The sequence below is a fragment of the Curtobacterium sp. 179-B 9B NHS genome (assembly GCF_045370965.1).
Lineage (GTDB): Bacteria > Actinomycetota > Actinomycetes > Actinomycetales > Microbacteriaceae > Curtobacterium.
Map to the genome: position 1 here is coordinate 63,392 of NZ_JBIQDQ010000003.1, position 12,756 is coordinate 76,147.

Genomic DNA, 12,756 nt, shown 5'->3' on the forward strand with positions numbered 1-12,756 from the left:
GAGAAGAAGAAGTTGTGTGTCCGTCAGACCGCTGAGGATCAGAACGGGGTCTCGTCGTCGTACGAGCCGCCGGGCTGGCTCCACACGTCGTTCGACTGTGCGTTGCCGCCCTGCTGGCCGCCCTGGGGCGACCACGGTGCGTCCGACTGACCGCCGCCGCTGTTGTTGTTCCAGCCGCCGCCGTTCCCGCCCTGGCCACCGCCGGAGGCGTTGCCGCCGCCGACCTGGCCACGACCGCCACCGGAGCCACCCGCAGCGCGGGTGATCTGGGCGGTCGCGTAGCGGAGCGACGGGCCGATCTCGTCGACCTCGAGCTCGATGCTCGTGCGCTGCTGGCCCTCACGGTCCTGGTAGGAGCGCTGACGGAGACGACCCTGCGCGATGACGCGCGAGCCCTTCGTCAGCGAGCCCGCCACGTGCTCGGCGAACTCGCGCCACACGCTCGCACGGAGGAACAGCGCGTCGCCGTCCTTCCACTCGTTCGCCTGACGGTCGAACGTGCGAGGGGTGGAGGCGATGGTGAAGTTCGCCACCGCGAGCCCGTTCTGCGTGTACCGCAGCTCCGGGTCTGCGGTGAGGTTGCCCACCACCGTGATGACGGTTTCGCCGGCCATGAGCTACTCGGCGCTCGCGGTCGCGTTCGCGGCCTTGCGGGCCGCGCGGGCCTCGTCGCGCTGCTTCTGCGCGGCGACCTGGGCGATCGCCTCTTCGGCGCGGAGGACCTTCGTGCGGAGCACGGCCTCGGAGAGACCGAGCTGACGGTCGAGCTCCTTGGCGGCCTCGGGCGTCGAGGTGAAGTCGACGACGGCGTAGATGCCCTCGGACTTCTTCGCGATCTCGTAGGCCAGGCGACGACGGCCCCAGACGTCCACGTTGTCGACGGTGCCACCGTCGTTGCGGATGACCGCGAGGAACTTGTCCAGGCTGGGAGCGACGGTGCGCTCGTCGATCTCGGGGTCGAGGATCGCCATCAGTTCGTACTGGTGCATGCGGAACCCACCTCCTTTGGTCTCGGCGGCTCCGGGCGGTTCCCGGAGCAGGAGGGTTGATGCATGTGTCCGGACGCGCAGGAGCGCGTGGACAACTCGAGTAGCTTAGCCCACGGCCTGGAGGCGCGCCACCGGTCGTGCAGAGCGGCCGGCGTCGTCAGGCGGTCGCGCCGTCAGGTGGTCGCGTCGCGCTCGGCCCACCAGGCGCGCAGGCGCTGCTCGGCCTCGTCGGTGCCGAGGGGACCCTCGTCCATGCGGACCTCGAGCAGGTGGCGGTACGCCTCGCCCACAGCACGCCCCGGCGGGATGTCGAGGATCCGCATGATGTCGTCGCCCGTCAGGTCCGGACGGATCGAGTCGAGTTCCTCCTGGTCGGCCAGCGCCGTGATGCGGTCCTCGAGGTCGTCGTACGCGAAGCCGAGCCGGTCGGCCTTGCGGCGGTTCCGCGTCGTGACGTCCGAGCGGGTGAGCTCGTGCAGGCGCTCGAGCAGCGGGCCGGCGTCCCGGACGTAGCGGCGGACGGCGGAGTCGGTCCAGGCACCCTCGGTGTAGCCGAAGAACCGCAGGTGCAGCTCGATCAGTCGGGAGACGGCGGCGATGGTGTCGTTGTCGAACCGCAGCGCCCGCAGTCGCTTCTTCGCGAGCTTCGCGCCGACCAGGTCGTGGTGGTGGAAGCTGACGGCACCGCCGGGCTCGAGCTTGCGGGTGGCCGGCTTGCCGATGTCGTGCAGCAGGGCCGCGAGCCGGAGCACGGTGTCGGGGGCCTCGCCCGGGTGCCGCTCGGCCTCGTACCCGATGGCCTGGGACAGCACCGTCAGCGAGTGCTCGTACACGTCCTTGTGGTGGTGGTGCTCGTCGATCTCCAGCCGCATCGCGGGGAGCTCGGGCAGGAAGCGCTCGGCGAGCCCGGTGTCCACGAGCAGGCGGATGCCGGGGACCGGCTCGGACGTGTTCAGCAGCTTCACGAGCTCGTCACGCACCCGCTCGGCCGACACGATGTCGATCGAGTCGGCGAGGTCCGTCATCGCGGCACGCACCTCGTCGGACACCGTGAAGCCCAGCTGCGCGGTGAATCGTGCGGCGCGCATCATGCGCAGGGGGTCGTCGCGGAACGAGACGGGCGCCGCCTGCGGGGTGTGCAGGCGCCCGGCGAGCAGGTCCTCGACCCCGCCGTGCACGTCGACGAGCTCACGCTGGGGGAGGCGGAGCGCCATGGCGTTCACCGTGAAGTCACGGCGGAGCAGGTCGTCCTCGATGGTGTCGCCGAACGCCACCTCGGGCTTGCGGGTCTCGCCGTCGTACACGTCGCTGCGGTAGGTCGTGATCTCGACCTGCTCGCCGGCGACCCGGGCGGCGATGGTGCCGAACTGCCGACCGACGTCCCACGTCGCGCTCGCGATCGGCTCGACGATGCGCAGGACGTCGTCGGGGCGGGCGTCGGTCGTGAAGTCGAGGTCGGTGACGGCACGGCCGAGGAAGGCGTCGCGGACGGGGCCGCCGACCAGCGCCAGCTCGTGTCCGGCGTCGGCGAACGCCCGAGCGAGGACGGCGACGGGCTCGGTGGCTGCGAGTGCGTCGAGTCGTTCGACGGCCTGGGCAACGGACTGCATGACGGACCTCATCCTCCCAGATCGGTGCGCCGAGTTCTCCACACGGCCCGCGCGCACGGGATCGTCCCCGTCCGCCCCTCGTACACTCGTGCTCGGCCGGAACCGACCCTCGGGCCCTCCTGTATGCACATCCTCCGCTCCACGCTCGCCGCCGCTGCCACGGCCCTCGTCGCCGTCGGCCTCGTCGCCACGCCCGCAGGTCCGGACCCGGCGCACGCCGCCTCCGTCGACCGCACCACGACGCGCACCGCGGCTCCGGCCGCCGCCGACCAGGGGAAGACCACCGTGTCGATCGCCCCGGCCGACCGCGGGATCGTCCGACGGGACGAGGACCTCCAGGTCACGGTCACGGTGACGAACGACACCGACACGGACGTCCCCGCCGGGTCGGTCGAGCTCGACATCTTCCGCTCCGAGAGCACGCGCGACGTCCTCTCCGACTGGCTCTCCGACACCACCACGACCGGTTACCTCGGCGCCCCGATGGACTCGGCGGACGTCCCGATCGTCCCGGCGCACCGCTCGGTGACCCAGACGGTGACCATCGTGCCGGGCAACGTCGCACTCGGCGGCTACTCGTCCTTCGGCGCCCGACGCATCGCGGCCGAGTACACCGCGGGCGACACCTTCGCCGTCGCCCGGTCCGCGATCACCTGGTACCCGGACTTCCAACAGACCCCGGTCGGTGTCTCGGTCGCGATGCCGATCACCCTGCCGAGCACGGCCGACGGCGTGATCGGTGCCAACGACCTCGCGGCGGCGACCGCAGTGGACGGCACCCTCACGCAGCAGCTCGACGCCGCCGTGGACCACAACGTGGCCGTCGGCGTCGACCCGAGGATCATCGCCTCGATCCGGCTGCTCGGCGAGAACGCCCCGTCGAGTGCGCGCAACTGGCTCGACCGGCTCGAGGGGCTCCGGAACGAGACCTTCGCGCTGTCGTACGCGGACGCCGACGTCACCGGGCTGCGCCAGGCCGGCGCGGACGGGATCCCGGGCGTGATCTCGCTCGACCAGGCGGTCAAGGAGCAGAACTTCCCCGGTGCCAGCACGCCGACCCCGACCCCGACGGCCACCGGGACGCCGACGGCCTCGGCCAGCGCGGGTGCCCCCGTCGACGAGACCCCGGACGCGACACCTACCCCCTCGGACGACGTGACCGCCGGCACCCAGGACGGCACAGGTCAGGACGGCTCGGGGCAGGACGACACCGACGGCACGACCACGACGCTGCCGACCACCGCCAGCCTGCTGGACTTCCCGTACGCACTCGACGACGTCGCGTGGCCGGTCGAGAACACCGTGGCCACCGACGACCTGCCCGCACTCGCGAAGGCCGGCACCGAGACGACGATCATCGCGAGCGGCAACACCTCCGCCGGCCCGGACACCACCGTCTCCGCCGCCGAGCGCATCGGCGACCAGAAGGTCCTCGTCGCCGACCAGGGCATGTCTGCCCTGCTGCGGGACGCCGCCGACGCCACCGACCAGCGCGCCTACGACGCGTCCGTGGCGGAGCTCACCGCGACCCTGGCGACGGCGGCGCGTGCCGGTACCGCGCAGAGCCCCGTGCTCCTGACCCTCGGCCGCAGCTGGCCGACCGAGACCGGTCGACTGAGCGCCGTGCTCGACGCGCTCGAGGACACCCCGTGGGTGTCGCCCTCGGACCTGTCGACCGCGGCGAAGGCGACCGCCGGCTCGCTCACCCTGGCACCGGCCGACGACGGCGACGCCCGCCTCGACCGCCTGCGGACCCTGGTGGACAGCGAGCGCGAGCTCGTCGCCTTCGCATCGGCCGTCGACGACCCCGCGACCGTCACCGCCCCTGCGCGGCTCCAGCTGCTCGCCCTGGCGTCGAACGCCTGGCGGGACGAACCCGACGCCCTCACCACCGCCGTCGACCGGCAGGCCCGGTCCTGGACGAAGACCACCGACCAGGTGAGCATCCCCGACTCCAGCTCGCTGACGCTGCTCGGGGACCGATCGTCGCTGCCCGTGTCGGTCCGCAACCGGACGGACTACCCGGTCACCGTGCGCCTCAACGTCCAGCCGTCCAGCTCGGCGCTGCAGGTCGTGCGGAACGACATCGAGGTGAAGCTCCAGCCGCAGTCCTCCGCCCGCACGACCATCCCGGTCCGGTCGGTCGCGAACGGCACGGTCAACCTGACGATGTCCCTGACCACGCCGACCGGGGTCACCGTGTCGCAGCCCACCACGGTCGAGCTCAACGTGCAGGCGCAGTGGGAGACCGTGATCACCGCGGTGGCCGCGATCGGCCTCGTCGCGATCTTCGGCTTCGGGATCTTCCGCAGCATCCGGAAGCGCATCCGCCGCCGCAACGGCGAGCTCGACGACGAGGACGACGACGACCCGAACCGTCCGCTCGCGGTCCAGCCCGATGCCCCCGGCGCCCCTGCCCGATCGGGAGGCCCGTCCCACGTCGCACAGGCGGCGCCCGCCGCCGCCGTGGTCGGCACCACTGCCGCGTCCGGTCCCGCGCGCGTCGCACCGCAGCAGGCCGGTGCGCGCCCTGCGGACGCGACGGTGCGCGACGGCGGCGAGCCGCGCCTCCAGGCCGGCCGTCCGGACCAGGACGACACCCCGCCAGATCCCGAGGAGCCGACCATCAGCACGCAGCAGCAACCCGCCGTCGACGCGGAGCCCGCGGCCGAACGGAACCTCGGTCGGGCGAGCGCGATGCTCGCGGCGGGCACGATGCTCTCGCGGGTCCTCGGCTTCGGCAAGACGTTCGTGCTCGCCTACGCGATCGGTCAGGCGAAGTCGCCCGGCGCCGACGCGTTCGCGCTCGCGAACCAGCTGCCGAACAACATCTACGCGCTCATCGCCGGTGGTCTGCTCTCCGCGGTGCTCATCCCGCAGATCGTCCGGTCGATGCGGGAGAGCAGCGACGGCGGTACGGCCTACGTCAACAAGATCGTCACGCTCGGCGCGACGGTGTTCGTGGTGATCACCATCGTCGCGACGGTCCTCGCGCCGTTCCTCGTGTTCGTCTACAGCCAGCAGGCGACCGGGGACGGCAAGGGCTTCACGCCGGCACAGACCGACCTGGCCGTGGCGTTCGCCTTCTGGTGCCTCCCGCAGATCCTCTTCTACGCGCTGTACTCGCTCCTCGGTGAGGTCCTCAACGCCAAGCAGGTCTTCGGCCCCTTCACGTGGGCACCGCTCATCAACAACGTCATCGCCATCGCCGGTCTCGTCGTCTTCATCGCGATGTTCGGCGGTCAGGACGTCAACTCCTCGGTCGACGGCTGGACACCGCTGAAGATCGCGGTGCTCGCGGGGAGTGCCTCGCTCGGCGTCTTCGCGCAGGCCGCGTTCCTGCCGTTCTTCTGGCGGCGCGCCGGCCTGTCGTTCCGCCCGGACTTCCGCTGGCGCGGTGTGGGCCTGAAGGCGACGGGCACGGCGGCCGGCTGGCTGTTCGCGATGATCCTCGTGACGCAGCTGGCGGGCATCGTGCAGTCGCGCGTCGCGTCGCTCGGTACGGGCGCCGCAGGCAACGCGGTGCTGCAGAACGCGTGGCTGCTGTTCATGCTGCCGCACTCGATCTTCGCGGTGTCGATCGCGACGGCGTACTTCACGCGGATGAGCCACGACGCCGGCCGCGGCGACCTCGACGCCGTCCGGCGCAACCTGTCGCTGTCCCTGCGGATCGTCGGACTGTTCACGGTGTTCGCGTCGGTGGCGCTGATCGTCGTCTCCGTGCCGTTCGGTCGCATGTTCGCCGGCACCTTCGAGCAGGCGCTCTCCATCGGCGCGGTGCTCCTCGCCTACATGCCCGGCCTGGTGCTGTTCAGCATGCTGTTCATCATCCAGCGCGTCTTCTGGGCGATGCACGACCACCGCACGCCGTTCCTCATGCAGTGCGTGCAGTCGGTGCTGTTCGTCATCGGAGCCCTGGCCGTCGCGACGTTCCCGCAGAGCATCGTCGGCGTCTCCATCGCGGCGTGCACGACGCTCGCCGGCACGGCGCAGACGATCATCGCGCTCGTGCTCGTCCGTCGTCGCCTGAACGGCATCGAGGGCCCCGTGGTCACCCGCTCCCACGTGCAGTTCGTCATCGCGGCACTCATCGCCGGCGTCGCCGGGGCGGCCGTCGTCACCGCCCTCGGGACCTTCTCGCCCGACGGCTTCGCCATGTCCGACCGGACGGGCGCGCTCGTCACCATCGCGCTGACCGGAGCCGTCATGGCGCTCGTGTACTTCGGCGCCCTGGTCGTGTCGAAGAACGGCGAGATCGCGAACGCGGTCGCGCTGCTCCGCAAGCGGCTCGGACGCTGACCGCCGATCGTCCGCACATCGGCTGTCCGCACACCGGCTGTCCGCACACCGGCTGTCCGCTCATCGGTTGTCCGCTCACCGGTGGGCCGGAATGTCCCGCCGCTACCATGTGTTGACCCGGTCAGCACTCAACGGAAGGGCAGCGAGGCATGCGCCAGCTCATCATCATCGGTTCCGGTCCCGCCGGGTTCACCGCCGGCATCTACGCCGCGCGCGCGGAGCTCAAGCCCCTGATCGTCGCGTCCAGCGTCGAGACCGGCGGCGAGCTCACCAAGACCACCGAGGTCGAGAACTTCCCGGGCTTCCCCGAGGGGATCCAGGGCCCGGACCTCATGATCAAGATGCAGGAACAGGCCGAGAAGTTCGGCGCCGAGGTCCTGTACGACGACGCGGTCTCGGTCGACCTGACCGGTGAGGTCAAGAAGGTCACCGTCGGGTCCGGCGAGACGTACGAGGCCCTCGCGGTCATCTACGCGACCGGATCGGCGTACCGCCACCTCGGTCTCGCCGACGAAGAGCGTCTGTCCGGCCACGGCGTCAGCTGGTGCGCCACGTGCGACGGGTTCTTCTTCCGGCAGAAGAACATCGCCGTCGTCGGCGGCGGCGACTCCGCGATGGAAGAAGCCACGTTCCTCACCCGGTTCGCCGACAAGGTGACGGTCATCCACCGCAAGGACAGCCTGCGCGCGTCGAAGATCATGCAGGACCGTGCGATGAACGACCCGAAGATCGAGTTCGCGTGGAACAAGGAGGTCACCGGCATCACGGGTGACTCCTCGGTCGAGGGCGTCACCCTCCGCGACACCGTCACCGGGGAGGAGTCCTCGCTCCAGCTCGACGGCCTGTTCATCGCGATCGGCAACGACCCGCGGACGCACCTCATCCACGGGCAGATCGACCTCGCACCCGAGGGCACGATCGCGGTCCAGGGCCGTTCGTCGAAGACCAACCTGCCCGGGGTCTTCGCCGCGGGCGACGTCATCGACCCGACCTACCGCCAGGCGATCACGGCAGCCGGTTCCGGTACCGTCGCCGCCCTCGACGCGGAGAAGTACCTCGCCGAACTCGACGACGCGCTGGTCGACCAGGCCGAGGGCGTCACGCCCGAGGGCCCGGCGATCATCGACGTCGAGGCCGCACGGGCCTGACCCAGTCCGGAATACCGCAGCGGCCCAACCGTTGCACCAACTGAACTTCTCGAAGGAGCACACATGTCCAACGCCAAGGCCGTCACCGACGCCACCTTCTCAGACGAGGTCCTCAAGTCCGACAAGACCATCCTCGTCGACTTCTGGGCCGAGTGGTGCGGCCCGTGTCGCGCCGTCTCCCCGATCCTCGACCAGATCGCCGCGGAGCACGCCGACAAGATCGAGATCGTCAAGCTCAACGTCGACGACAACCCGCAGTCGGCCATGAACTACCAGATCACGTCGATCCCGGCGATGAAGGTGTTCAAGGGCGGCGAGGTCGTCAAGACCGTCATCGGCGCCAAGCCGAAGCCGGCGCTCGAGGCCGATCTCGCCGAGTTCCTGGCGTAGTCCGACCAACAGACCGCGAACGGCCCCGCTCTCCTCGGAGGGCGGGGCCGTCGCCGTTCCCGGATGCCGGCTGCGCGCGCCAGGGCCACAGCTTCAGGATCGGCCCCCGCCTCCCACCGCGGATCCGGCAACGCATGTCGTAGTGTGGCGGGAATGTCCCACTGAACGGAGCACACGATGACGAACGGCAACAGCCTCGACCCCTGGTACGACTCCTACGCCCAGCGCACCGCCGGGCTGAGCGCCTCCGAGGTCCGAGCCCTGTTCGCCGTGGCATCGCGGCCCGAGGTGGTCTCCCTCGCCGGCGGCATGCCGTACGTCTCGGCGCTCCCGCGAGAGCTCGTCACGGGGTCCATCGACCGCGTGATGACCGAGGACGCCGCGATGGCGCTGCAGTACGGCGGCGGACAGGGCCTGCGCTCCCTCCGCGAGCACATCGTCGACGTGATGAGCCTCGAGGGCATCCGTGCCAGCGCCGAGGACGTCGTGGTCACCACCGGCTCGCAGCACGCGCTCGACCTCGTCACGCGGCTCTTCATCGACCCGGGCGACGTCGTGCTCGCCGAGTCGCCGTCGTACGTCGGCGCCATCGGCGTCTTCCGCTCGTACCAGGCGGAGACCGTCCACGTGACCACCGACGAGCACGGCCTGGTCCCCGAAGCGCTGCGCGAGGCGATCGCGAACCTGCGCACGCAGGGCAAGCGGATCAAGTTCCTCTACACGATCCCGAACTTCCACAACCCGGCGGGTGTCACGATGAGCCGTGAGCGCCGCATCGAGGTCCTCGACATCTGCCGCTCGAACGGCATCCTCGTGCTCGAGGACAACCCGTACGGACTGCTCTGGTTCGACGAGCCCGCTCCGCAGGCGATCCGGTCGATCGACGACGAGGGCGTCGTGTACCTCGGGTCCTTCTCGAAGACACTGGCTCCCGGCTTCCGTGTCGGTTGGGCCCTCGCCCCGCACGCCATCCGCGAGAAGCTCGTGCTCGCCAACGAGTCGGCCGTCCTCGCTCCGAACTCCTTCGGTCAGTACGTCGTCAACGCCTACCTGGACGCCGCAGACTGGAAGGGGCAGGTCGACACCTTCCGGGGCCTCTACGCGGAGCGCAGGGACGCGATGATGGCCGCCCTGGGGGAGTTCCTGCCGGACCTCACCTGGACGAAGCCGAACGGTGGGTTCTTCGTCTGGCTGACGCTGCCCGACGCCCTCGACTCGAAGGGCATGCTGCCCCGTGCCGTGAAGGAACTCGTCGCGTACACACCGGGGACCGCCTTCTACGCCGACGGCCGTGGCGGCGGCAACATCCGCCTGTCCTTCTGCTACCCGACCCCCGATCAGATCCGGGTCGGCGTCAAGCGCCTGGCCACCGTCATCAACGACGAGCTCGAGCTCCTCGAGACCTTCGGACACACAACCCGTCCGAGCGCGGTGTCCGAGTCGCGCTCCACCGTCGTCGCGCCGCCGCCGAACGTGTCCTGATCAGCACTTTCATCGTTCGCTCTTCCCGGAGGACCCTCGCATGGCCGAGCTCACCCGTCGTCACGTCGTCGTCGTCGCGGGAGGGATCTCGCACGAACGAGACGTCTCCCTGCGGTCAGGGCGACGCGTCGCCGACTCACTGACCGGTTACGGCTGGACGGTCGACCTTCGCGATGCCGACGCGTCGCTCCTGCCCGCGCTGCGCGAGTCACGCCCGGATGTCGTCTGGCCGGCCCTGCACGGCGCGTCCGGCGAGGACGGCGCGCTGCGGGGCATCCTGGAGGCGCTGGACATCCCGTTCGTCGGCTCCCGTTCCACGTCAGCCCGGCTCGCATGGGACAAGCCCACCTCGTCCGCGCTCGTCGCGCGGGCCGGTGTGCGGACCCCTCGGTCGGTCACGTTGTCGCACGACGTCTTCCGCGAGCTCGGTGCCGTGGGCGTCCTCGACGCCATCGCCGCGGAACACCCGGTGCCGCTCGCCGTGAAGCCGGCACGAGGCGGGAGCGCACAGGGGGTCACGCTCGTCGAGGACGCACACGATCTCCCGCGTGCGATGGTCAGCGCGTACACCTACTGCGACGACGTCGTGGTCGAACAGCTCATCCGCGGCACCGAGGTCGCCGTCGGGATCATCGACACGGGTGACGGCCCGGTGGCGCTCTCGGCGGTCGAGATCGTCCCGAAGAGCGGGACGTACGGGTTCGAGGCGCGCTACAACGCGGGGGAGACGACCTTCTTCACGCCCGCCCGACTGTCGGGCGACTTCGCCTCCGCCGCCGCAGACGCAGCCGTGTCAGCGCACACGGCGCTCGGTCTCCGCCACATCTCGCGCGTCGACCTGATCATCGATGCGGCAGGGACGCCGTGGTTCCTCGAAGCCAACGTCCTCCCGGGTCTGACCGAGACCTCCCTCGTTCCGCAGGCGCTGAGTGCCTCCGGCTTCGACCTCGGTTGGACCTACGCGGAGCTCGCGGAACAGGCCATCCGGGACCACCGCAGCTGACCATGTCAGTACGACGCAGGGGCAGTGTTCCACGTGGAACACTGCCCCTTCTCGTTGTGGCCGTCCCGTTGGGCGCTGCCGCGATCGTCGGCGAGGTTGCTCATGCTGTGGCATCGGTGACCGCGCGGCGCGCGCTCGGCACGATTCCGACTCGCAGCGCAGGGAGGACCGCGGGTACCGGAGCGGTGACGGCCATCGTCGTCCTCGGTTTCGCGAATGCAGGCCCCGAACCGAACGCGGTGAACCGGTGGCGCGCCCGTATCGCGGTGCGCACGGCGCGGCGGTACGAAGCGGCGGGTGACACTGCCACCGTCGTGTGCTGCGGCGGAGCGGTGCGCGGTGCGTTCCCTGAGGCTGATCTACTCGAGGATGCGGTGCGCAGGCTCAGATGGACCGGTGCGGTCAGGAAGGATCGCGACAGCGTCTCCACATGGGAGAACATCGCGAACGCGAGGCCGATGATCGCCGCCGCAGACCGCGTCGTCATCTGCTCGAACGGACTCCACGCCGCGAAGGGGCGAGCGTACCTCCGCCGCCAGGACCCGCACCTGGCGTCGAAACTGGCCCCAGCGCTGGACTATCGCGTCGGAGAGATGCTCTGGGCGAAGCCGGTCTTCGCCGCCGTCGGTATCTGGAAGCTCCTCCGGACGCGCCGTTCCACGTGAAACACTCCGACGAGTGGTCCCCGGATGCACTGTCGCCCGTCGTGGGACGGTTGACGAGGACGTCTCCGGGGAGGGCGCCGAACCACGTGATCCGGACGCGGTGAACAGAGCCGGCGTGCGTTCGTCATCTCCATCGGGAGAGGGGCGCGGAGGCCGATCATGCTCGCCAGCGCGGTAGAGGTACTGCATCGCCGGTTCCCAAGCGGAGATTGCGCCGATCAGTCCCTCGGCTGCTGACCGGGTGCGGACAGCTCTCGCACGACGGTCGTCGTCGAGGTGCACCGCGCCGCCGATTCTCCAACCTCGACCCTTCGTGCAGCCCCGACCCTCGCACTGGTGCAGGAGCGGACTCACGGCGCCTCGTGCACCAGGGGCAAGCCGGTCGTGAATTGGTGCATCCGGCGCACAGGTGCCGCACATCGCTCCGGTCCTGGTCGACCCTGACGGTGGCCTACGGGCGTCGCAGGATGCATTGGGTTTGCGCTCGCACCTCCGAACGGCTCGGCTCGAGCCTCACCTGAGCCGATGCCGTCGGTCGCAGCGATCCTCGTCCTCCTCGATGAACCCCCGCCAGCCCAGAGACCGTATCCCACGGCGCGCGTCGCTTCGCGCGCGTCGCGGGCCGAGCGGGGGAGGGCGGCGCTGCAGAACGATCAGTGCGGACGAGTTCGAGCAAAGCAGGCCCCTTCCCACCGTGGCGCACTGCAGCCACGGGATGCGGGCCAGCCGCGCGACACCCTCCGCAGGTCGCCTCCCGTGGATGGTGCGGGCATCTGCATCCTCACCCCGGACGTCACGCTACCGTCACCAGGGGGCGAGGTAGGGATCACATCACGTGGCTCCGTCGAGGTCGTCGCACCGCTGTCGACCGTCCGCGGCGCCCGACGGTACTGCCGACGGCCAGGGAGCCGTGCCGCCCGTAGCCGCAGACGGACCGCTCGTTGTCGCACCTTGCGCACATCCGGGTTGGGCCGACCTACTCAGTTCGAAGTCCACAGCGCCCGCTCGCTCGTGCCGCCAGCGTGAGGACGAACGATGCGCTGCCCGCTTACGGTGTGAGGTCGGGTCTCAGCACCAAGCCACGCGGCCGTCGTCCGCCCGAGGTCCGGCGCCGCACCCGTCCCGGGTTGTTCTGATCGAACGCCGTCACAAGCATCGTTGCGCCGTCGC

At 70.4% G+C, this 12,756-nt stretch carries 9 protein-coding genes; 6 read left to right on the forward strand and 3 right to left on the reverse strand.

Translation table 11 applies throughout. The features are described 5' to 3' along the window. Positions 1-38 precede the first annotated feature (38 nt). The 3 genes from ACH0A8_RS03925 to ACH0A8_RS03935 all read right to left on the reverse strand — a co-directional run bounded on the left by ACH0A8_RS03925 (position 39) and on the right by ACH0A8_RS03935 (position 2,599). A complete protein-coding gene (locus tag ACH0A8_RS03925) occupies positions 39-614 on the reverse strand; it encodes a single-stranded DNA-binding protein (protein WP_209684775.1) in 576 nt (191 codons plus the stop codon). 3 nt (positions 615-617) lie between these two features. Then, positions 618-989, reverse strand: a complete 372-nt coding sequence (gene rpsF, locus ACH0A8_RS03930; RefSeq protein WP_058728349.1) for a 30S ribosomal protein S6 — start codon at positions 987-989, stop codon at positions 618-620. Positions 990-1,162: 173 nt separating this feature from the next. Next, a complete protein-coding gene (locus ACH0A8_RS03935) occupies positions 1,163-2,599 on the reverse strand; it encodes a CCA tRNA nucleotidyltransferase (RefSeq protein WP_066658858.1) in 1,437 nt (478 codons plus the stop codon). Between the two features lie 123 nt (positions 2,600-2,722). Between ACH0A8_RS03935 and ACH0A8_RS03940 the strand changes: the two genes are divergently transcribed. The 6 genes from ACH0A8_RS03940 to ACH0A8_RS03965 all read left to right on the forward strand — a co-directional run bounded on the left by ACH0A8_RS03940 (position 2,723) and on the right by ACH0A8_RS03965 (position 11,586). Further along, positions 2,723-6,898, forward strand: coding sequence for a DUF6049 family protein (locus ACH0A8_RS03940; protein ID WP_406906578.1), 4,176 nt, complete (start codon positions 2,723-2,725; stop codon positions 6,896-6,898). Between the two features lie 149 nt (positions 6,899-7,047). Then, on the forward strand, positions 7,048-8,046 hold the full coding sequence (gene trxB, locus ACH0A8_RS03945; protein WP_271825893.1) for a thioredoxin-disulfide reductase: 999 nt from the start codon (positions 7,048-7,050) through the stop codon (positions 8,044-8,046). Positions 8,047-8,109: 63 nt separating this feature from the next. Then, positions 8,110-8,436 (forward strand): thioredoxin, encoded by a 327-nt coding sequence (trxA, locus tag ACH0A8_RS03950; RefSeq protein WP_022832611.1) that lies wholly within the window; start codon positions 8,110-8,112, stop codon positions 8,434-8,436. A gap of 177 nt (positions 8,437-8,613) precedes the next feature. After that, entirely contained in the window at positions 8,614-9,918 is a 1,305-nt protein-coding gene (locus tag ACH0A8_RS03955; RefSeq protein ID WP_209684773.1) for a PLP-dependent aminotransferase family protein, read from the forward strand. A 40-nt stretch (positions 9,919-9,958) separates the two neighbouring features. Further along, positions 9,959-10,921 (forward strand): D-alanine--D-alanine ligase, encoded by a 963-nt coding sequence (locus ACH0A8_RS03960; protein WP_066657533.1) that lies wholly within the window; start codon positions 9,959-9,961, stop codon positions 10,919-10,921. Positions 10,922-11,028: 107 nt separating this feature from the next. Beyond that, complete coding sequence (locus ACH0A8_RS03965) at positions 11,029-11,586, forward strand: YdcF family protein (RefSeq protein ID WP_209684771.1); 558 nt, start codon at positions 11,029-11,031, stop codon at positions 11,584-11,586. The last annotated feature ends 1,170 nt before the right edge of the window (positions 11,587-12,756 follow it).

What these genes read in the sequence shown, in the direction of transcription:
- ACH0A8_RS03925 (WP_209684775.1), bottom strand. Translation starts at nt 614, where the DNA reads ATGGCCGGCGAAACCGTCATCACGGTGGTGGGCAACCTCACCGCAGAC.
- rpsF (WP_058728349.1), bottom strand. Translation starts at nt 989, where the DNA reads ATGCACCAGTACGAACTGATGGCGATCCTCGACCCCGAGATCGACGAG.
- ACH0A8_RS03935 (WP_066658858.1), bottom strand. Translation starts at nt 2,599, where the DNA reads ATGCAGTCCGTTGCCCAGGCCGTCGAACGACTCGACGCACTCGCAGCC.
- ACH0A8_RS03940 (WP_406906578.1), top strand. Translation starts at nt 2,723, where the DNA reads ATGCACATCCTCCGCTCCACGCTCGCCGCCGCTGCCACGGCCCTCGTC.
- trxB (WP_271825893.1), top strand. Translation starts at nt 7,048, where the DNA reads ATGCGCCAGCTCATCATCATCGGTTCCGGTCCCGCCGGGTTCACCGCC.
- trxA (WP_022832611.1), top strand. Translation starts at nt 8,110, where the DNA reads ATGTCCAACGCCAAGGCCGTCACCGACGCCACCTTCTCAGACGAGGTC.
- ACH0A8_RS03955 (WP_209684773.1), top strand. Translation starts at nt 8,614, where the DNA reads ATGACGAACGGCAACAGCCTCGACCCCTGGTACGACTCCTACGCCCAG.
- ACH0A8_RS03960 (WP_066657533.1), top strand. Translation starts at nt 9,959, where the DNA reads ATGGCCGAGCTCACCCGTCGTCACGTCGTCGTCGTCGCGGGAGGGATC.